The organism is Tenacibaculum geojense (assembly GCF_042676005.1).
In the GTDB taxonomy this organism is placed as follows: domain Bacteria; phylum Bacteroidota; class Bacteroidia; order Flavobacteriales; family Flavobacteriaceae; genus Polaribacter; species Polaribacter geojense.
The window spans coordinates 25,981-47,991 of record NZ_JBHTJR010000020.1; the positions used below are offsets into that span (position 1 = coordinate 25,981).

Consider the following 22,011-nt stretch of genomic DNA (forward strand, 5'->3'; position numbering starts at 1 on the left):
TTGTCCTTTTTAAGCAGCAGTAGTTTATTTATTTTTGATGGGAATGAACACTAAAAACTGTTGTAATGAAATACACGCCAATTAATAAAGACTTATTTATTAAAAATCGTAAAAACTTTATGGCACAAATGAAGCCTAATAGTTTGGCGGTTTTTAATTCTAATGATATTTATCCAGTAAGTGCTGATAGTACTTTACCTTTTGAACAACACAGAGATATTTTTTACCTAAGCGGTGTTGACCAAGAAGAAAGCATTTTAATTGTTTTTCCAGATTGCCCTAAAGAAAACTTAAGAGAAGTATTATTTGTTAGAGAAACTAATGAACATATTGCTGTTTGGGAAGGAGAAAAGTTAACCAAAGAAAAGGCTTTTGAAACCAGTGGAATTTCCTCTGTATTTTGGTTACAAGATTTAGAAAAAGTATTAGCAGAAATGATGGCGTTAGCAGATACTGTTTACATTAATACCAACGAACATTACCGTGCTAAAATTGAAACAGAAACACGCGAAGCACGTTTCACCAAATGGTTATTAAATAAATATCCTGCACATTCTGTTGCTAAAAGTAATCCTATTTTACAAAGATTACGTGCTATTAAAGATACCACAGAGTTAGACTTAATGCAAAAAGCATGTGATATCACAGAAAAAGGATTCCGAAGAATTTTAAACTTTGTACAGCCTGGTGTTTGGGAATATGAAATTGAAGCAGAGTTTATTCACGAGTTTTTACGCAATCGATCTAAAGGTTTTGCCTACACTCCTATTATTGCTAGTGGAAACAATGCCAATGTTTTACACTATATTGAAAATAATCAACAATGTAAAGATGGAGATTTAATATTATTTGATGTAGGTGCAGAGTATGCAAATTATTCTAGTGATATGAGTAGAACTGTACCCGTTTCTGGAAAATTCACTAACCGTCAAAAAGCAGTTTACAATGCCGTAAATAATGTTAAAAAAGAAGCTACTAAAATGCTTGTTCCCGGTACAATTTGGGCAGATTACCATGTAGAAGTTGGTAAATTAATGACTTCTGAACTACTTGGTTTAGGTTTGTTAGACAAAGCTGACGTTCAAAACGAAGACCCTAATTGGCCAGCATATAAAAAATATTTTATGCACGGAACTTCACATCATATTGGTTTAGATACGCATGATTACGGGCTATTACACCTACCAATGGAAGCCAACATGGTGTTTACTGTTGAGCCAGGAATTTATATTCCTAATGAAGGTTTTGGAATTCGTTTGGAAGATGATGTAGTGATTCAGGAAAAAGGAGAGCCATTCAATTTAATGAGGAATATTCCTATTGAAGCAGAAGAAATAGAAGATTTAATGAACCAGTCATAAGACTGGTTTTTTTATGCAAAATTATTTGTTACATTTGATAAAATTGCTCACCTATGATAACAAATATCGACATAAAAAATATTTTGTTTTTAGACATAGAAACAGTTCCTCAATACGAATCCTGGAACGAAGTTGACAACTTAACACAAGAACTTTTTGAACAAAAAACTCAATACCAACGTAAAGATGAGTTTACACCCGAAGATTTTTATCATAGAGCTGGTATTTGGGCTGAGTTTGGAAAAATAATCTGTATTTCAGTAGGTTATTTTGTTGATAAAGACCAAGAACAACAATTTAGACTAACTTCTTTTTATGGAGATGATGAAAAAAAATTATTACTAGACTTTAAGCAATTACTAAACAAGCATTTTAGCACTCAAAAACACTTATTATGTGCCCATAATGGTAAAGAGTTTGACTTTCCTTTCATTGCTAGAAGAATGATCATTAATAGCATTTCTTTACCCAAAAAGCTTAATTTATTTGGTAAAAAACCTTGGGAAATACAACATTTAGACACTATGGATTTATGGAAATTTGGTGATTATAAACACTTTACATCCTTAAAACTATTAACTCATATTTTAGGCATACCATCACCTAAACAAGATATTGATGGTAGTGAAGTTGCTAACGTGTATTACAAACAACAAAACCTACAACGTATTGTAAATTATTGTGAAAATGATACCTTAGCAGTAGCTCAACTTTATTTAAGGTTTAATAATGTACCCATACTAAAACAAAATCAAATTGTAAGTGTATAGTATTACTCCCCTTCTAATTTCATAGATAATTCAAACCAACGCTCTTCTTTGGTTTCTATGTCTTCTATGATTTGCTGTAATTCTAAAGACTTCTCATTAATATCATCTGTAGCTATTTCTCCATTAGCAAAAAGAGTTTCTATTTTCTCTTTTTTCTTTTGAAGTTTTTCAATATCAATTTCTAAAACTCCATATTCTCGCTTTTCATTGTAGCTTAACTTTCCCTTTGAAGGTGTTTTTTCTTGTTTTACAGCCTCTTTTTTATCAGTTTTAGGTTCTGGTTCTTTAGAATCTTCATAAGCTCTAAAATCAGAATAATTTCCAGGAAAATTCTCCACTACTCCTTTTCCTCTAAAAACAAATAAAGAATCTACAATTTTATCCATGAAATAACGATCGTGCGAAACTACCATTAAGTTACCCGGATAATCTAATAAAAAGCTTTCTAAAACATTTAATGTTACAACATCTAAATCATTTGTTGGCTCATCAAGAATCAAGAAATTTGGATTTTGTATTAACACTGCACATAAGTACAATCGCTTCTGCTCTCCTCCACTTAACTTTTCAACAAAGTCATATTGTTTTTTTCTATCAAACAAAAATCGTTCTAGTAATTGGGCTGCTGAAATTCTTCTTCCTTTCGTTAACGGAATCTCTTCACCAAACTCTTTAATTACCTCAATTACTTTTTGCCCTTCTTTTATTTCAATACCTTTCTGTGTGTAATATCCAAATTTTACCGTTTCACCAACAACTATTTTTCCGCCATCTAAAGGTATTTGTTGAGTTAAAATATTTAAAAATGATGATTTTCCGGTTCCATTTTTACCAATAATACCTATTCTTTCACCTCTTTTAAAAACATATTCAAAGCCGTCTAAAATTACTTTTTCACCAAACGATTTCTTAAGTTTATGAAGTTCTACTATTTTACTTCCTAAACGTTCCATGTTAATTTCTAATTGAACTTCATGTTCTTTTCTTCGTTGATGTGCTTTCTGCTTAATCTCAAAAAAATCATCAATTCTAGATTTAGATTTTGTTGTACGTGCTTTAGGTTGACGACGCATCCAATCCAGCTCTTTTTTATACAAACTTTTGGCTTTGCTTAAATTAACTGCCTCTAGTGCTTTTCTTTCTTCTTTATTTTGAAGATAATATGAGTAATTACCTTTGTATTTGTATAATTGACCGTTATCTAACTCTATAATTTCATTACAAACGCGCTCTAAAAAGTAACGATCATGCGTTACCATAAACAATGTTATTTTTTCTTTAGCGAAAAAGGCTTCTAACCATTCTATCATTTCTAAATCTAAATGGTTAGTAGGCTCATCTAAAATTAATAAGTCAGGTTTATTAATTAAAATAATAGCTAAAGCTAAACGTTTACGTTGTCCTCCAGAGAGAGCTCCTACTTTTTGTTGTAGGTTATCTAACTTTAGTTTAGATAAAATTTGTTTGTATTGTGTTTCAAAATCCCATGCATTGTGTTGATCCATTAAATCAAATGCTTTTTGATATGCTTCTGCATCATTAGGATTTTGTAAAGCAGCTTCGTACTGCTTTATAATTGGAAGAATAGTATTTTCTGTAGAAAAAATAGTTTCTTCAATTGTTTTTGTAACATCAAAATCATGTTCTTGTGAAAGATATGCGATATGCAGTCCTTTTCTACTTACTACCTGTCCAGAATCAGGGGTGTCTTTACCTGCTATTATGTTTAATATTGATGTTTTACCACTACCATTTTTAGCAACAAACGCTATTTTTTGGTCTTTGTTAATTCCAAAAGATAAGTCTTCAAACAACACACGTTCTCCATATGCTTTGGAGATATTTTCTACAGTTAAATAATTCATCAATATAAATTTGTGCAAAGAAACAAAAAACCCAAGCAAATTGCTTGGGTTTAATAGTTTTTATAAAGCTAGACTTACTTCTTTACTAACTTAGTAGTTAATAATTTTTGTCCGTCATTTACTTCTAAAATATATAATCCTTGATTTAAAGCTGATACATTTAAAGTACCAGAATCTAATTTTCCAGATAATACAGATTGTCCTAATGTATTTACAACTCTATAAGTTGCGTTAGAATAATCACGAGTATTTAATTTAACTTGTACAAAACTTGTAGCTGGGTTAGGATAAGCCATTACGTCTGCAACACGCTCATTACCTAATCTTGCACCAGTTGCTGCATATGCATTTCTAACGCCTCCATTAGTAATGTTTACAGTATAATCTTCTACTTCACCATAAGTAAACGATTCACAAGCTGTTTGAGCTGCATTATATTTCATAGAAACACGCATTCTTGTAGCTCCTAAATTAGCAGATGCTGGCACGTTTACAGTTGCTGTTAAATTATTAGCACTAGATGATGAACCTGATACTACTTTTTCGCTATCAGCAAATGTACCATCTTGGTTAAAATCAATCCATACAGCCCAAAATTCTGTATATGAAGAACTGCTAAATCCTGCACTAATAGTAATTTGACTTGAAGATCCTCTTGCTACAGTTCCTACTTGACTAGTAAAATCTGCATATCCTCCGTTGTTTCCAGTACTGTTTACAATACCTCCAAAAGCAACATAATCAATCCATTCATAAGATGAATTATTTCCGTTAGAACTACAATAAGAAACTTGATTACTTTGAGTAGTAAAACTAACTGAACCAGCATTAGAAACATTTCCAGCGGCATCTTTCGCTCTAACAGAATAAGTATAACTAGTTGCTGCTGTTAATCCTGAAACATTTACAGATGTAGTTGTTACACTATTTACTAAAGTTGAACCTCTGTAAACATCATATCCTACTACTGCTACATTATCAGAAGAAGCATTCCAGCTAATAGTTGCACTTGTTTGAGTAACATTTGAAGCAGATACATTTCCTGGAGTTGTTGGTGCTTGTGTATCTGGTGTAGATCCACCTCCTGTAGTTACTGATAAATCATCTACAGCTATATCACTAGACCATCCGTTACCAGTGGTTCCTACAATTCTTAACTTAACTTTACTACCTAAATAAGCACTTAAGTTAATAGACTCTGAGTTCCATTGGTTTCCTTTGTTTCCAGAATCACTCCATAGATCAACCCATGAAGATTCTCCTTCTTTCTGTGCTTGTACTTTTAATGATCCTACGTTAGAACCATACATATGATTTTTAAAGCTAAAAGTTGCTCCTGATTTTCCAGATAAGTCAAAACAAGCGCTTTCTAAAATAGCTGTACCGTTAGATCCTATTTGACCTGCACTTCCATTTGTAGAAGCTTCTAAGAATAAATAGAATGAACCTTCATTAGCAGCACTAGGTCCCGTGTTTGAAGATGGTGTGCTTCCACTTCTTCTTACCCAATTTCCGTCATCTCCTGAAACTTGAGTCCATCCATCACCAGATTCAAAACCTTCACCATAAGGGAAAGAATTAACAACAGTAGTACATCCTGCTGGTGGTGGCGGTGTACCACCATCAAATTTATCAGACAATGCAAGGCTTCTACGAGAACCTCCTGGCTCTAAAACAGCACGCATTCTATTTTTTTGTCCAACTGTAAATAAATTCATACAAGAATCATCAGAATAGTCCATGTAATTTTCTACCATGTCTTCAGAACCACAAGAAACGTGACCAGATGCACAACCATAGTTTGCAGCATCAGAAGCTGGTGTATCTGAAACAAAATCATCTGCTCCACATGCACCGTCACCCCAAATGTGACGTAAATTTAAGAAATGTCCAACTTCGTGTGTAGTTGTTCTTCCTTTATCAAAAGGTGCTGATAGATAAAATCCAGAACCTTTATCAGAACTACCAAAGTATTGAGGACTCATTACTACTCCATCTGTAGATGCACTACCTCCTGGAAATTGAGCATATCCTAAAATTCCTCCACCAATATTACAAATCCACATGTTTAAATACTCAGAAGTATTCCATGGGTCTACACCACCTTGCGCAGAACTTTTCATAGCGTCATTAGTTCCCCATGAAGTTCTTGTAGATGATTTTCTTGTAATACCAGTTGTTGTATTTCCATTAGGGTCTATAGTTGCTAACTGAAACTCTATTTGAGTATCTGCTGCTTGAGACCATTTATTGTTTGCATCTGAATTAGTTCTTCTAAAATCTTCATTTAAAACATCTAATTGAGATTGTATTTGTGCAACACTAATATTTTCTTGTGAATTACTATAAATTACGTGAACTACTACAGGGATAGTAATAATTTCACCATCTACTCTTGATTGTAAATTTTGCATTTCTGCAATCTTTCTTTGAGTAAATGTTTCAATTTCAGCCATTCTTTGCTGTAATGAGGGGTCTAGTGATTGTCTATACTCTAAATTATTCATAGAGTGACAATTTCTTCTTTCTTGTGCTTTTACAGCTACAACAAGAAATAAGCACAAAAGTGCTAGAGTAATTTTTTTCATGAATTAGATTTATTTGGGTTAATACTAATTAATATTAACAATTTTAGTGGGGACAGGAGTTTTTTATAAAGATAAACACATAAAAACTCTTAAAATTTTGTTAATATGGCGACAAATATAAATTTAATTTAACAATTACAAAACATTTTATTTATTTTAAACAACTTATGGCAGTTAAAATGTTAAAAAAATAAAAATAAGGCTTGATTTTAACATCAAACCTTATCAAAAATATAATATTAACGTTTAATCAGTTTAGTTATTAATGTTTTTTGTCCATCATTAATTTCTAATACATACATACCTTTAGCTAGATTACTCGTTGAAATAACTCCATTTTCTAGTTTACCTTTTAATACAACTTGGCCTATTGAATTTGTAATTTTATAATCAGCTTGGATTATATCTTTACTTAATAACTGAACTTTAATAAAATTAGATGCCGGATTTGGATATGCCAAAATACTTGAAGGCTTTTCATTACCTAATGTTACCTCTTTGTTAGTAACTGTTGATGAAAATGCACTACTATTTGTAATAGTAACAGTATAATCTTCAACTTCTCCATAAGTAAATGACTCACAAGCTGTTTGTGCTGCATTATATTTCATAGAAACACGCATTCTGGTACTTCCTACAGTTGCTGTTGAAGGTACGTTTAAATTTGCTGTTAAGTTATTAGCACTTGATGACGAGCCTGAAACCACCTTTTCGGTATCATCAAAAGTTCCATCTTGATTAAAATCAATCCAAATTGCCCAAAATTCTGTATACGAAGAACTTCTAAAGCCAGCACTAATTGTAATTTGATTAGTACTTCCTACGGCTACTGTAGCTACACTACTTGTATAATCAGCATAACCACCATCATTACCAGAACTATTTGTCATTCCTCCAAAAGCTACATAATCTATCCATTCATAAGATGAATTATTTCCATTTGAACTACAATATGATACAGAACCACCCAATGTTGTAAAAGAAACTGAACTTGTGTTTGATTCGTTACCTGCAGCGTCTATAGCTGACACGTTATAAGTATAAGAAGTATTAACTGATAGTCCTGAAATAGAAAATGATGTATTAGAAACATTGGCTACTAAAGATGTACCTTGATAAACATTATATCCTACTACAGCAATATTGTCAGTAGAAGCGTCCCAGTTAAGAGTTGCTCCTGATTGAGAAATGGATGATGCTTGAAGATTTAAAGGTGCAGATGGTGCTTCTGTATCTGGCCCTGAACTTCCTTCAATACAAAATACAGTACTTTGAGATGATCCAAAATTACCTCCATTTGCAATCACCCCTTCAGAACCTGATAAAGTATAAGATCCATTACCATAAGAACAACAAATTCCGTCTCCGTAAGAATCATTAATTGTGAAAGTATATTCGCCCTCTGATAAGTTATCAAAACTTACAGTAACTGTTGACCCATCTGGATTTGAGCTTGAATAACTTGCAGATTCTATAGTTGTTCCTGATGCATCTTTTAAAGTCCAAGAAGTTTCTTCTGGATAATTATCAAAAGTAATTGATAAATCTACTGAACCGACTTGGCAAACATCTGGATTACCTCCACCACCATTAAATGGCGCGCCAACACCAACTGCATGCCAAGCATTGGTAGTAGCTTCTACTTCTGGACTATCTGCTCCATATAAATCTTCCGCCGCTTGAATTGCCGCTGTTCTTGCATCTGCATATTGTGAATTTGATGATAAATATACACTCTCAGTTCTATAAGCTATAGCTGCTGCTTTTGTAATACCTATTCCTGAAACATCATAAGAATCCCCATTATCATTCGTTCCTGTTTTACCTACAGTTAATAAGTAAAACCAATGATTCAATACTCCTGAATTATAATGAACCCCTCCATTATCCCCAGAACCTGTATACCAATTTGTTCCTTGATAAGTATCTGGTTGACCATGTGCATTTGGGTTAGACATAGATCTTATAGGCCCTCCAATTTCATCTCCAATTAACCAAATTGCATTATCAGGTGCCGTTTCACTTCCATTTCCTTTTGCAAAATGTTCTACCGCTGCCGCCCATATATCTGAAAAACCTTCATTCATGGCTCCAGATTCATATGAATAAACAAGATTTGCTGTATAAGTACAAACTGCATGTCCAATTTCATGAGCTGTAACATCTATAGAGGTTAATGGAGAAAAACTTGTACCATCACCATAGGTCATTACACTTCCATTCCAAAAAGCATTATCCTGACTAGGATATCCGTACTCAACCAAATCAAAATGAACATAACTTTTTATCACCGCTCCATTACCATTAAAGCTATTTCTATTGTAGGTTTGTAAAAAATAATCATAAGTCATTTCTGCTCCCCAATGTGCATCTAGAGCAGCATTATCTTTTTGAGCGTTATTATGCTCTGCTGCTGTCCAGTTGTTATCATTGTCAGTAAAATCTACAGCATTATTATAACTTATACCCATATTCATGTCGTAAGTTTCTACGCCGTTTCCACGTGTATTATCTCTTAGAATATAATTTCCACCACTTTGTGTGGTTTCTATAGATCGAGTTCCACTATATCTTGTTGCTGCCGTACCAGTTATGAAGTAATCTTCTAATTTATCTACAACTTCTTTATGTCTTTTGGCTCCATGGCTATGTTCACCAAGGTGTTTAATTATAGGATTTTTAAATAAAATTTCACCTGATTTAGCATCTACATAAACATGATTTCTACTTAATGGTTTGGTTGCATAGATATCAAACTTGTAAGCTAATGCTGGCTTATCTTTTTTAGAAATATCAGCTGGAAGTATCACCAATTCACCTGCTGGTTTTTGATAATTATCCATAATTTTAGCTTGTTCTGGATAATCCCATAAATACTCTGATGCTCCAATATCTAATAACGCTTTTTGTAAGGCTACCTCTTTTGATAAAGATGCTTTGGTAGCAATATTATTCAGTTTAAAAAAATCACCATTCATTGAAGTAATTTCTCCGTTTTTACTATGCGCTTTATAAGTTGCAAATTCAACTTTAACTCCTTTGTAAAACTGTTCAAACTCTTGATGTGTAAAGCCTAACTTATCTGTTTTAGTTCTTTTTAATCGTAATTCATCATTGGATTTTAGACCTAATCGCTGAAAAGCTTGTGAAGTACTAGATACTTTTTCAGACTTTTGGAAAGTTACCATTTTAGGTGCTTTCTTTTTATCTTGAGCTACAGTTGTTACTGCCACTGATAGCATAAGACTTAAGAAAAAACCATTGCGTAATTGTTTTTTCATTTGACAAAAATTTAAGGTTACTACTAATTACTTGTTGGATTAACAATTTCGGGGGTGAATGAATAGTGTTATATTCATCAAAAATCTTAATTTTTTGTTAATTCCATTACAAATATAAAATATTGATTAACAATTTTTTAACTTTTAAAGTTAAGTTTTAAAAAAATCGCAACTATTATTAGAATTAAATATTGATTACTTTTGAAGCTAACTTATGATTACAGTTAAAAACTTATCTATCCAATTTCATGAAAACACCGTAGTGAATAAGGTGTCTTTTTCTATTGAAACCAATAAAATTCTTGGAATTGTTGGTGAAAGTGGAAGTGGAAAATCATTAACCTCTTTAGCCTTAATGGGTTTACTTTCTGATTCTGCTAAAACTTCAGGGGAAATTATTTTTGATAACCAAGATTTACTTAAAACATCAGAAAAGAACTTTAGAAATATTCGTGGAAAAGAAATTGCCATGATTTTTCAAGAACCTATGAGCTCTTTAAACCCAAGTTTAACTTGCGGATTTCAAGTTGCAGAAATTCTTCAACAACACACAAATCTCACTACTAATGAAATTAAAGAAGAAGTAATTTCATTATTTGAAAAAGTAAAATTACCAAGAGCTACAAGTATATACAATGCATATCCTCATGAAATTAGTGGCGGACAAAAACAACGGGTAATGATTGCAATGGCAATTGCCTGCAAACCAAAAGTTTTAATTGCTGACGAACCAACTACTGCTTTAGATGTAACCGTACAAAAAGAAATAATTTTATTACTTAAAGAACTTCAGCAAGAAACGAACATGAGTATTCTTTTTATCACCCATGACTTAAGTTTAGTTTCCGAAATTGCTGACGATGTTTTAGTTCTTTACAAAGGTAAAGTTGTAGAACAAGGAACTGCTAATGAAGTTTTTAAAAACCCTAAAAAAAACTATACAAAAGCACTTATTAACTCTAAACCTAGCTTAGAGGTTCGCTTAAACAAATTACCAACAGTTACCAATTTTATAAATAATTCTGTTGATACAAGTGTTTATACCAAAGAAGAACGAAAAAAGTTTCATCAAAAAATATACAGTAAACCGCCATTACTTACAATTCAAAACCTTAGCAAAGAATTTATTTCTGAAGGTGGATGGTTTCAAAAAAACAACATAGTTAAAGCTGTAAATGATGTTTCTTTTAAAATTTATGAAGGAGAAACCTTAGGTTTAGTAGGGGAATCTGGTTGCGGAAAAACTACGCTAGGTAGAACAATTTTACAGTTAGAAAAGGCTACTTCCGGACAAATTTACTACAAAGATCAAGACATTACGAAAGTAAACTCTAAAACACTAAAGAGATTAAGAAAAGACATTCAAATTATTTTTCAAGATCCGTTTTCATCTTTAAACCCAAGAATTACCGTAGGTAAGGCAATTATAGAACCAATGAAAGTTCATAGGATTTTAAACTCATACAAAGAACGAAAGGAGTTTGTAATTAGTTTACTACAAAAAGTAGGGTTAGAGCCGGAACATTTTGATAGATACCCGCATGAATTTTCTGGAGGTCAACGTCAAAGAATAGGTATTGCCAGAACCATTGCTTTACAACCAAAATTAATAATTTGTGATGAATCTGTATCTGCTTTAGATGTTTCTGTTCAAGCACAAGTTTTAAATTTGCTAAATAGTTTAAAAATTGACTTTAATTTTACTTACATTTTCATTTCTCATGATTTATCTGTAGTGAAATATATGGCAGATCAATTAGTTGTAATGAATAAAGGACGTATTGAAGAACTTGGTGATGCCGATGATATTTATCAAAAACCTAATTCAAACTATACAAAAACGTTAATAAATGCTATCCCTAAGGGTATTTAGCTTTTTCAAACGTTTAATTAGTATTATATTGCAACGTAAAAGTAAAAATTATGAAGATTATTGTACCCATGGCAGGAATAGGTTCACGCTTGCGTCCGCATACGTTAACCACTCCTAAACCATTAACAGTTATAGCTGGTAAAACCATTGTACAAAGATTAGTTGAAGATATAAGCAAAGTGGTTAATGAGCAAATAGAAGAAATTGCATTTATTATTGGCCCTGCTGCTAAAGGTTTTCCTGCCGATACTTCTCAAAAATTAATAAGTATAGCCGAAAGCTTAGGTGCAAAAGGCTCTGTATATGTTCAAGAGGAAGCATTAGGAACGGCACATGCCATCTATTGTGCAAAAAACTCATTATCTGGACCTTGTGTTGTGGCGTTTGCTGATACTCTTTTTAAAGCAGAATTTAAATTAGATGCTAATGCAGACGGAGCAATTTGGGTAAAAAGGGTAGAAGACCCAAGTGCTTTTGGAGTAGTTAAATTAAAAGACGGCTATATAACAGATTTTGTTGAAAAACCAGATCATTTTGTTTCTGATTTAGCCATTATTGGTATTTATTATTTTAAAGATGGTGACAAACTTAAAAACGAAATTCAATATTTAATTGATAATGATATTAAGGAAAGAGGTGAATATCAATTAACTAATGTATTAGAATCATTAAAAGAGCAAGGAGCTAAATTTATTCCAGGTACTGTAGATGCTTGGATGGATTGTGGAAAGAAAAACCCAACAGTAGATACCAACAAGCAAACATTAACTTTTGAACAGCAAGATGGTAATAATTTAGTTGCCGATGATGTGATATTAGAGAATGCTAAAATTATTCAACCTTGTTATGTTGGTAATAACGTGGTTTTAAAAAACACCACTATTGGACCATATGTTTCTATAGGTCATAATAGTGTGGTTGAAAATTCTACCATAGAAAACTCTTTAATTCAAAATAATGTAACTATTACCAATGCAACCTTAAATGAAGCAATGATTGGTAATTTTGCTAAATTTGATGGTAATTTTACATCAGTAAGCATAGGTGATTATACAGAACTTACATAAAATACGTAACGTTATAAAAATAAAAGAATCAAGATTTGCATTTAATTGCTTGTTCTTGATTCTTTTCTCTTTATCTGCACATGCACAAGATAGTATTCCTATGCATGCAGATATTGATGAGCAAAAACTAATAGAATTTCAAGAAAATTTCTTTCAAGCTATTACAGAAAAGGCTATAAATAACCCGCAAAGAGCCATTGAAAATTTAGAAACCTGTAATGAGCTTATTCCAAATAACAAGTCTGTATTATTTGAATTATCTAAAAATTATTTCGCTCTAAATAGAATTCCAGAAGCTATTGAATATGTTTCACAAGCATTAAAACAAGAACCCGAAAACTTATGGTTGCTTGAACACTTAGTTGCTGTATACAAAAGAGGACGAGACTTTGATAATGCAATTGATACCCAATTGTTAATAGCTAAAAAATATCCGAAGAAAAAAAGGCAATTAGTGTATTTGCATCTTTTAAACGGAAAACCTAAAAAAGCCATAACAGTATTAAATGAGCTGGCAGATGCTAAGTTGTTAAGTCCAAGATTACGTAAAATTAAAGAGCGCTTGGACAAAAAAAAGCCTTCTAAAGTAGTTAAAAATACTACCAAAAAAGAAATAAAAGGAGACTTAAAAGAAGCATTTAACCAAACAAACTCTTATAAAACTCTTACAAAACTGTTAAATAAACTAGATAAAGATAATAATCCTGAATTGTTAACGTATAGTGAAAAAGGTATTGCTTTATATCCAGCACAACCTTTTGTGTACTTAATGAACGGAAAAGCATTTATAAAGAAGAAAGCTTATAAAAAAGCAGTAGAAACTTTACAAAATGGTATTGATTTTGTTATAGATGATAAACGATTAGAAAACCGTTTTTACACACAACTTGTAAAAGCTTACAAAGCATTGGGTGACACTAAAAACGCAACTAAATATCAAAAAAAACTAAAGTAATTTTATGAAGTTTTTAAACTATCTTTTTTTAGGCCTCTTGGCTGTTTTTATTTCCTGTAAATCGAGTAAAAATATTACCGATGCTTCTGGTATTAAATCAATGTCTGCCAGAAAAGTTGCAAAAAAACACGTAGCAGCTAATTTTAATAAAAAAACTATTGATGCTAAATACAAAGTTACCTACAAAGACAATGATGAATCAATAGGTTTTAGCGTTAAAATGAGTCTTAAAAAAGATGAAGTAATTTGGATAAAAGGCACCAAATTAATTACTGTTTTTAAAGCCAAAATAACACCAACAAAAGTTAGTTTTTATTCACCTTACAAAAAGAATTATTTTGAAGGTGATTTTAGTATGCTAAAAGAATTATTAGGTACTGAAGTTAACTTTTACCAATTGCAAAACATGTTATTAGGTCAATCTATAGAAGATGTTAAAAAAAGTAAGCAAGAAATGATAATTGCTAATAAATCATACCAATTATCACCTAAAAAACAACCAGAGCTGTTTGATATTTTTTACTGGATAAATCCTACAAATTTTAAGCTTAACAAACAATCTTTAGTTAGTATTGAAAAAAATCAACGATTGGATGTTAATTACAAAAATTACGTAAGTAAAAAAGGAACGCTTTTACCAAAAGAGCTACTTATTTCAGCAAAAGAAAACAGTAAAACAACACAAATAAAAATGGATTTACGTTCTGTAGCGATAAATACCAATGTTGCCATGTCTTTTAAAATTCCGAAAGGATATAAAGAAATTAAACTATAATGAACAAAAAGCTTTTTTACATATCATTTTTAAGCCTTCTTTTTTCTTGTATGCTTTTGCAAGCACAATCTAGAAAAGAGCTAGAAAACCGTAGAAAAAAGCTAAATAAAGAGATTGCCAAAGTTAACAACCTTCTTTTTAAAACTAAAAAAGAAAAAACAAGTGCTTTGGATGATTTAAAAGATATTAATCAAAAAATAACCGTTCGAGAACGTTTAATTGAGACAATTGAACTAGAAACTCAGGAACTAGGAAAAGAAATTGCAGAAAACGAAAAAAAACTATCTCAACTAAACTCAGAATTAGCAACGCTTAAAAAAGATTACGCCGATATGGTGGTAAAATCTTACAAAAGCAAATCACAACAAAGTAAAACCATGTTTTTACTATCGTCAAAAAGTTTTTACCAAGCTTACAAGCGATTAAAATACATGGAACAATATAAAGATTACAGAAAAAAACAAGCTGCTGTTATTGCTGAAACCTCTAATAATATTGTTGCAGTAAACGATTCATTAAAAAAACAAAAAAAGGCAAAAGAACTTTTAATTTCTTCAGAAGAAAAACAAAAAAAAGCTATTGAAGAAGATAAAAAAGAGCAAGAAACCATTGTTAGTAAAATTAAAAACCAAGAAGGAAAATACAAAAGAGAGTTACAGCGTAAAATAAAAGAAGAAAAAACTTTAGCTAAAAAAATAGATAAATTAATTAAAGATGCTATTGCTAAAGCTAACCGTGGTAAAAAAGAATCTAAGAAAAATGAGCTACTTCTTTCTGCAGAAGAAAAAACCCTCAAGGCCAGTTTTGAACAAAATAAAGGGAACTTACCTTGGCCAGTAGACGGTGTAATTACCAGACGTTTTGGTGTGCAACCACATCCAACATTTAAAGGTATCACTATAAACAGTACTGGTTTACATATTAGAGCCAAAGCTGGAGATAAAGCAAAAAGTGTATTTAATGGTAAGGTATTATCTATTCAAACCTTATCTAAAGGTAGAAAAGCTGTAATGATACAACATGGAGATTATATTACGGCTTACAACAACCTAAAAGATGTATATGTAAAAGTAGGGCAGAAGATAACTACTGGAAAAGCGTTAGGTTCTATTTTTACAGATAAAGTTACTGGAAAAACGGATCTAGGTTTTGTGTTATTTAAAAATATAAAACGTTTAAACCCATCTCACTGGATAGAAAATAAATAATGAAAAACACAACACAATTTATTATTGTAACAGTTGCTATTATTACGTTGTTAGTAGTAGGAAAAGGTATCTTAATTCCTTTTGTTTTTGCATTTATTTTTTGGTTTTTAACTAGGGAAATTAGAAAAAGTATATACAGAATACCGTTTGCTAAGAGGTTTATTCCAAATTGGTTAAGTAATGTTTTTGTATTCACGTTAATAATATTAACCTTTGGTTTTATATCGGAGATTATAACTGTTAGTATTACCGAAGTTACCTCATCTTATGATCAATATGAACCTAATGTAGATAAAATTATAAAAGGTTTAAATAATTATTTACATGTAGATGTTATTAAATCTATGAAATCTGTTATTGGTGATTTTGATTACGGCTCTGTTTTAGGTGATATTGCCAATGGTTTAAGCGGGATGCTTGGTGATACCTTTATGATTGTAATTTATGCACTTTTTATTTTTCTTGAAGAAAGTAGCTTTGTGAAAAAGATTGATAAAATATTCGCAAATTCCGATAAATACGATCAAATTCAAGATTTAACATCAAAAATTGAGTTTTCTATCACTAATTACCTTCGTTTAAAAACCTACGTAAGCCTTTTAACAGGGGTTTTAAGCTATATTATATTAATTATGGTAGGAATAGATAGTGCGCCATTTTGGGCCTTTTTAATCTTCTTATTAAACTATATTCCAACCATTGGCTCTTTAGTAGGAACCGTTTTCCCTGCTATTTTTAGTTTAATTCAGTTTGGTGAATACACTCCTTTTTTAGTGGTTTTAATTGCTGTAGGTGCTATACAGGTAGTTGTAGGAAATATTGTAGAACCAAAAGTTTTTGGAAAATCATTAAACTTAAGTCCGTTAGTAACAATTTTAGCACTAGCTATTTGGGGAAAAATATGGGGAATAACTGGTATGATTTTATCGGTACCAATTACAGTAATAATGATAATCGTGTTTTCTCAGTTTGAAAAAACACGACCTATCGCTATTATGTTATCTGAAAATGGTGATGTAGAAGATATCACCAAAAAAAGAAATTAGTCTGTAAATAAAGCTTTAAGCTCAGTAGCTTCTGAAGCTTTCATTTTACCTGCTAATACTAAACTTAATTGTTTTCTTCGTAAAGCACCATCAAAACGAACCTTTTCTAATTCTGTTTCAGGCTCAATAGCAGGAATTGGTGTTGGTTTACCTATTTCATCCACTGCTACAAAAGTGTAAATACCTTCGTTAACTTTTGTTTTTTCACCTGATTGACGGTCTTCTATCCAAACGTCAACAAAAACTTCCATAGAAGATTTAAATGCTCTTGAAACCTTTGCTTCTAGTGTAACTACACTACCAACAGGAACAGATTTACTAAACGCTACATGGTTTACAGAAGCTGTTACTACTATTCTTCTAGAATGACGACGAGCAGCTATACTACAAGCTCTGTCCATTCTTGCTAAAAGTTCTCCTCCAAAAAGATTGTCTAAATAATTGGTTTCACCTGGTAAAACTAAGTCTGTTAAAACAGTTAATGATTCTTTAGGTGTTTTTGCTCTCATCAAATAAATTTTGAGCAAAGATAGGCAATCCACCAGTAATAGCAGATAGTCTTTGTTAGTAAAATACTAGGATTTAATCGAATTTCTTAACCAATAACCAAGCATCTGGGTTTACTTGATTTTGAATCGTGTACAACTCTTTTTTTGCTTCTTCTTTAGTTTCATAACTATCAAAAGCAACCTGAATTAATCCCCATTTATTTACACCTAAAATACGTGCATTATAACCTTGATTAATTAATTGTTGTAACTTTTTATCAGCATTTTCTGCTTTTTGGAAAGAACCAGCTATTAAGTGGAATTCTTTAGTAATTGCCTTTTCAACTGTTAAATTAATTGCTGGTAACGGTTGATCTATTACAAAAGTTGCAGATTGTATTTTTTCATCTACCTTTTCTAACTGCTTAGAATACGCTTCTTTTTCTTGACTTGTTACGTGCATTTTATAACCAGCAGTTCCTAATATAACTAATATTGCAGCTGATGCTGCATATTTAATGAAAGCAGGAATAATTCTTTTTTCTGATGATGGACTTGTAACAACCTCATCATTAGTTACAGGAAGCGGTTTAACCTCTTGCTTATAACGCTCTATTGCAGATGATTGTACGGTACTTAAGCCAAAAGCTTCTGTTAAGTAATTTGTTGCTTTATTAGGCTCAAAAACCAATTGCTTTTCTTCATTTAATGCTAAAGTACCAACAGCATCTATCGTTACTGCATTAGTTTGTAAACTTTCTTGCCATAAAAAAACAGCTTCTTCTATTTTTTTCACAGCAGCTTCAAAAGTTATATTTTCAGAAGAGGCAATATAATTAGCCAGTAAACCGTCATTATGTTTTAAATGCGAATTGAATGTAATTTGTTTTGCTGGAGGATTAAAAGTATGGGTAAAATTATTCACTCTAGCACTAATTTTGTTGGTAACAAAACCTCCAAAATTAGGTACAATTACACAATCGTATCTATACAATAAATCGTTAATATAACTGGCTACGTTCATACTAACAAAAGTAGTTTTTTTGTTCATTAAATCAAGATAACGGCGGCATTAGTTATCAACAAATATTTTTGTATATTGATTTTCAAATTGTTTGCTATGGAAAAAGAAGAGTTGCTTGCAGTACTACGTTTGCAGGCTACCGATAAAGTTGGTGATATAATTGCTAAAAAATTAATTCAAACTACTGGAAGTGCTGCGCAGGTGTTTAATGAAAATTTAAAATCGCTTCAAAAAATAGACGGAATAGGCTTACAACTTGCTAAAAACTTATGTGATGATACAACCAAAGAAAAAGCAATTAAAGAGTTTGAATACATAGAGAACACTCATACAAAATATGCATATTTTTTAGATAAAAATTATCCTCAAAACCTTAAAAATTGCGTAGATGCACCCATATTTCTTTTTTATGATGGTGCTATTAACCTAGAAAATCAGAAAATAATTTCTGTTGTAGGAACTCGTAATATCACCAACTACGGAAGAGATTTTTGTAAAGAATTAATAAAAGATTTAGCAATTTACAATCCTGTAATTGTTAGTGGCTTTGCATACGGAGTAGATATTTGTGCGCACAAAGCTGCCATAGAAAACAACTTACAAACCATTGCTTGTTTAGCACATGGTTTGGATCAAATTTACCCTAAAACACATAAAAAGTATATAAAAGATGTTGTTAAAAATGGAGGATTCATTACGGAGTTTTGGCATGATGAAACACCCTTACGTGAAAACTTTTTAAAAAGAAATAGGGTAGTGGCTGGCATATCAAAAGCAACAATAATTGTAGAATCTGCAGAAAAAGGAGGCTCATTAGTAACCGCCGATATTGCCAATTCTTACAACAGAGATGTTTTTGCTTTGCCCGGAAGAGCAACAGATGTATACAGTACAGGTTGTAATAATTTACTAAAAAATCATCAGGCACATGTGGTTACCAATGCCGAAGATATTATAAACCTACTGCAATGGGAACATCAAAAAAATGCGAAACCTCATCAAACTGCCTTGTTTGTTAATCTTAATAATCAAGAACAAAAAATTTATGATTACTTGCTTAAAAATGGCAAACAATTATTAGATGTAATTGCTTTTGAGTGTGAAATTCCAGTATATCAACTATCATCAATATTATTACAAATGGAATTAAAAAACGTTATAAAACCCTTACCAGGCAAAATGTTTGAAGTGTAATCCGTATTTTTGAAGAAATAATCTTCAATGTATGTCTAAAGAGAAATTAATTTCTAAAAAGAAACCCGCTTTTCCAGTTAATCAAGTATTGTATAGGTACTTAAAAAAACACGGAAGGACGATACAAATTCCTATTTTTTATGATGATTTGTTGCGTTTTCAAGGAGCAATTTCTGTGTATGACAAAAATGATAATGATACCTTGTGGATTCGTGTTTTTTATTCTGAATTTGAACGTGAAGAAATAGATACTAGCTTAAAAAAGGTGTATAATATTTTACTTTCTAACGGACAAGAAGATAATTTAAAATACTTAAATATTGATGCTATTGACTTCTGTACATTTGGTAATTCAAAACCATTCAGAATTAAAGTTAGAAATATTTTAAATGATAATTACACCTATTTTTATGTAAAAAAAACAGATGCTTCTCGTATTTATGGTTTAGAATTAGAAGACATGTTATCTCCCTATAACCTAAACTACTTAGTGTATGAAGACACGTTAATTGAAGAGCATATTGCAGGTGTTCCGGGAGATGTTTTTATTAAAGAACGCCTAGAAAAATGTACAAAATCAGAAAAATCACAAATAGCTAAAGAATTTGTAAAATTTAATGAACGATGTTTAATTCGTTTGTTAGGTGATATGCGCTCTTACAACTACGTTATTGTTCCTGTACATGATTTTGAAAACGTTATTTATCGAATTAGACCTATTGACTTTGATCAACAATGCTATGAGGGGCGTTTTAAGGTATATTATCCTCAGTTTTTTAAAGAAAACTTCCCAATGGTTAAATTGGTAGGAGAACGTTTAAATGACTCTTCTATTGAGCAATATAAAGTTGAAGAGCGATCTATTATTGCAAAACGTATTTTAAGTTCAAGAAAACGTTTAGTGCATTTATTAAAATGTATGAAACATGATCATATTTCTACACCTGAAAAAATTGATCGTTTGCAAAAAGAAATCTTCGATTTTACCAAAGATATTAACTTTAAAGATTGTAAAACTATGGGTGAAATACTAGATTACACCCTAACTTTTGTAAGAAGAAATTATGAAGATGTTAGTACAAAACGTATTATAAACCTTCAACAACGATCTGAAAAAGATTTAAAGAGCATTAATAATTCCGTCTAAAACCTTCATGGTTTTCTTTAAAGATGATCTTGTTTTTTCATCATTAATAACCTCACCCTTTAAAGAAATAAGTAAAAAACTGGGAATAGATTTTACATCGTAAGCATTGATGAATTTTGATTTAGAACCATCAAAAAACAATTGATTTTCTTCAATATTATTTTCTTTTAAAATAGATAACCAAGTATCAAATTTATCTTTTTTATCCAATGCAATACTAACAAATTCAATATTATAGTCTTTGTATTTGTCTTTGTACTTTGCTATTTTTTCAAAGTCTTTTGAACAGTTTTTACAAATCGTAGACCAAACGTTAACTACAATATACTTTCCTGTATATTCAGAAAGTTGTACTGATAAACCATCTGTATCTGTGTATTTAAAGTTAGATAGGTTTTTCTCAGCTTCTACCTGTCTAATTACATCATATTTTGCTTTTGCTTTTGACAGTAGTGTTAACGTTGAAGCATTATTTTTTATAAGCTTGTAGTATTTTTTAGATTGTTGTAAATCTTCTTTCGATAATGATTCATATAAACTTTCTAATACAGCTTGTTGCAAGTTTTTATTTCTAATACCTCCAAAAATATCTTCCATCATTAGGTAAGATTCTTCTTTCTCTATGTCTTTTTTCCATTTTAAAATACTCAAAGCTTTGTATGATGGGTATTTGTCATACAATTGTTGATTATCAAAATGAATATAGGTTAAAGGTTCTGTTAATGAGCGTGAGGGTGTTACACTATCTAAAAAATCATATTTTTTCTTTGCATCGGCAAATTTTAATAAATCTAAAGAGTAAGCATATTGCAGGTCTTTCATTTCTTCATTTTCAAAATCTTTACCTAATCTGCTCGAAAATAAACTCCCAAAACGATCTTTGTAATAAGCATCCAAACGTTTCACATAATCTTGTTCTGAACCTGAATAAAATTTTTTCTTGTAAAAATGTGTTAACCTACCTTTACTGTCTAGTAAATCTGTTTGTTTACTTAGTAAATATGAGTTTCTATCCGAACCTTTTCCGGTAAAAATGATGCTTTTGTAAAAGTTACTTGCATCGTAACTAATAGTTAAATCATCATCTTTTTTAAGATATAAAACAACAGGATTGTCATTTTTTTTAAGCAAGTAATAACCAGATTCTAAGTTTAAACTAGTTACCTCAAATTTATCTTCTTTAATTACTATTGTTTCTAAAACCTCATCATTTACAGAGGTAATTAGTAACTTGTTGTTAATAGTATCATTAGCAATATTAAATTGTAATTTTTGACTGTTAATTAATGATACTTGAAGTAGTAATAAGCAAAAAAACCACTTTTTCATTTCTTTATCTTTTCTGTTTTAACCATTTAAATGTACGGTT

The 22,011-nt window shown here is 31.1% G+C and carries 16 protein-coding genes; 10 read left to right on the forward strand and 6 right to left on the reverse strand.

The window, feature by feature from the left end:
• Positions 1-65 precede the first annotated feature (65 nt).
• Together ACFQ1U_RS03360 and ACFQ1U_RS03365 are read left to right on the forward strand one after the other, a co-directional pair.
• Positions 66-1,361, forward strand: coding sequence for an aminopeptidase P family protein (locus ACFQ1U_RS03360; RefSeq protein ID WP_386105308.1), 1,296 nt, complete (start codon positions 66-68; stop codon positions 1,359-1,361).
• A gap of 53 nt (positions 1,362-1,414) precedes the next feature.
• On the forward strand, positions 1,415-2,131 hold the full coding sequence (locus ACFQ1U_RS03365) for a 3'-5' exonuclease (RefSeq protein WP_386105310.1): 717 nt from the start codon (positions 1,415-1,417) through the stop codon (positions 2,129-2,131).
• 2 nt (positions 2,132-2,133) lie between these two features.
• Here the strand turns inward: ACFQ1U_RS03365 and ACFQ1U_RS03370 are convergent, their stop codons facing one another.
• The 3 genes from ACFQ1U_RS03370 to ACFQ1U_RS03380 form a co-directional block, all read right to left on the reverse strand.
• Positions 2,134-3,996, reverse strand: coding sequence for an ABC-F family ATP-binding cassette domain-containing protein (locus tag ACFQ1U_RS03370; protein WP_386105312.1), 1,863 nt, complete (start codon positions 3,994-3,996; stop codon positions 2,134-2,136).
• 74 nt (positions 3,997-4,070) lie between these two features.
• Positions 4,071-6,584 (reverse strand): GEVED domain-containing protein, encoded by a 2,514-nt coding sequence (locus ACFQ1U_RS03375; protein ID WP_386105314.1) that lies wholly within the window; start codon positions 6,582-6,584, stop codon positions 4,071-4,073.
• Between the two features lie 239 nt (positions 6,585-6,823).
• The gene (locus tag ACFQ1U_RS03380; RefSeq protein ID WP_386105316.1) at positions 6,824-9,865 is read right to left on the reverse strand and encodes a M4 family metallopeptidase; all 3,042 of its coding nucleotides are present in this window, start codon (positions 9,863-9,865) and stop codon (positions 6,824-6,826) included.
• Between the two features lie 214 nt (positions 9,866-10,079).
• Between ACFQ1U_RS03380 and ACFQ1U_RS03385 the strand changes: the two genes are divergently transcribed.
• Genes ACFQ1U_RS03385 through ACFQ1U_RS03410 form a run of 6 tightly spaced genes read left to right on the forward strand, consistent with a single transcriptional unit; the run spans position 10,080 to position 16,789 of the window.
• Positions 10,080-11,738, forward strand: coding sequence for an ABC transporter ATP-binding protein (locus ACFQ1U_RS03385; protein ID WP_386105318.1), 1,659 nt, complete (start codon positions 10,080-10,082; stop codon positions 11,736-11,738).
• 50 nt (positions 11,739-11,788) lie between these two features.
• Positions 11,789-12,805 (forward strand): sugar phosphate nucleotidyltransferase, encoded by a 1,017-nt coding sequence (locus ACFQ1U_RS03390; protein WP_386105320.1) that lies wholly within the window; start codon positions 11,789-11,791, stop codon positions 12,803-12,805.
• Between the two features lie 55 nt (positions 12,806-12,860).
• Complete coding sequence (locus tag ACFQ1U_RS03395; RefSeq protein WP_386105322.1) at positions 12,861-13,760, forward strand: tetratricopeptide repeat protein; 900 nt, start codon at positions 12,861-12,863, stop codon at positions 13,758-13,760.
• 4 nt (positions 13,761-13,764) lie between these two features.
• A complete protein-coding gene (locus tag ACFQ1U_RS03400) occupies positions 13,765-14,535 on the forward strand; it encodes a DUF4292 domain-containing protein (protein WP_386105324.1) in 771 nt (256 codons plus the stop codon).
• Entirely contained in the window at positions 14,535-15,743 is a 1,209-nt protein-coding gene (locus ACFQ1U_RS03405) for a murein hydrolase activator EnvC family protein (RefSeq protein ID WP_386105326.1), read from the forward strand. Before ACFQ1U_RS03400 ends, ACFQ1U_RS03405 begins: the two co-directional genes overlap by 1 nt.
• The gene (locus ACFQ1U_RS03410) at positions 15,743-16,789 is read left to right on the forward strand and encodes an AI-2E family transporter (protein WP_386105328.1); all 1,047 of its coding nucleotides are present in this window, start codon (positions 15,743-15,745) and stop codon (positions 16,787-16,789) included. The genes ACFQ1U_RS03405 and ACFQ1U_RS03410 overlap by 1 nt, the downstream gene beginning before the upstream one ends.
• Here ACFQ1U_RS03410 and ACFQ1U_RS03415 read toward each other — a convergent pair.
• Complete coding sequence (locus ACFQ1U_RS03415) at positions 16,786-17,298, reverse strand: acyl-CoA thioesterase (RefSeq protein WP_386105330.1); 513 nt, start codon at positions 17,296-17,298, stop codon at positions 16,786-16,788. The genes ACFQ1U_RS03410 and ACFQ1U_RS03415 overlap by 4 nt on opposite strands.
• 73 nt (positions 17,299-17,371) lie before the next feature.
• Positions 17,372-18,328, reverse strand: a complete 957-nt coding sequence (locus tag ACFQ1U_RS03420) for an HU domain-containing protein (protein ID WP_386105332.1) — start codon at positions 18,326-18,328, stop codon at positions 17,372-17,374.
• 69 nt (positions 18,329-18,397) lie between these two features.
• Between ACFQ1U_RS03420 and dprA the strand changes: the two genes are divergently transcribed.
• Together dprA and ACFQ1U_RS03430 are read left to right on the forward strand one after the other, a co-directional pair.
• Positions 18,398-19,495 carry a DNA-processing protein DprA gene (dprA, locus tag ACFQ1U_RS03425; protein ID WP_386105334.1) on the forward strand — a complete coding sequence of 366 codons (1,098 nt, stop codon included), beginning with the start codon at positions 18,398-18,400 and terminating at the stop codon, positions 19,493-19,495.
• A gap of 31 nt (positions 19,496-19,526) precedes the next feature.
• Positions 19,527-20,642 (forward strand): hypothetical protein, encoded by a 1,116-nt coding sequence (locus ACFQ1U_RS03430; protein ID WP_386105336.1) that lies wholly within the window; start codon positions 19,527-19,529, stop codon positions 20,640-20,642.
• On the opposite strand, the gene ACFQ1U_RS03435 is transcribed toward ACFQ1U_RS03430, so the two are convergent.
• Complete coding sequence (locus ACFQ1U_RS03435) at positions 20,616-21,971, reverse strand: TlpA family protein disulfide reductase (protein ID WP_386105338.1); 1,356 nt, start codon at positions 21,969-21,971, stop codon at positions 20,616-20,618. The two genes, ACFQ1U_RS03430 and ACFQ1U_RS03435, sit on opposite strands and share 27 nt — an antisense overlap.
• Positions 21,972-22,011 lie beyond the last annotated feature (40 nt).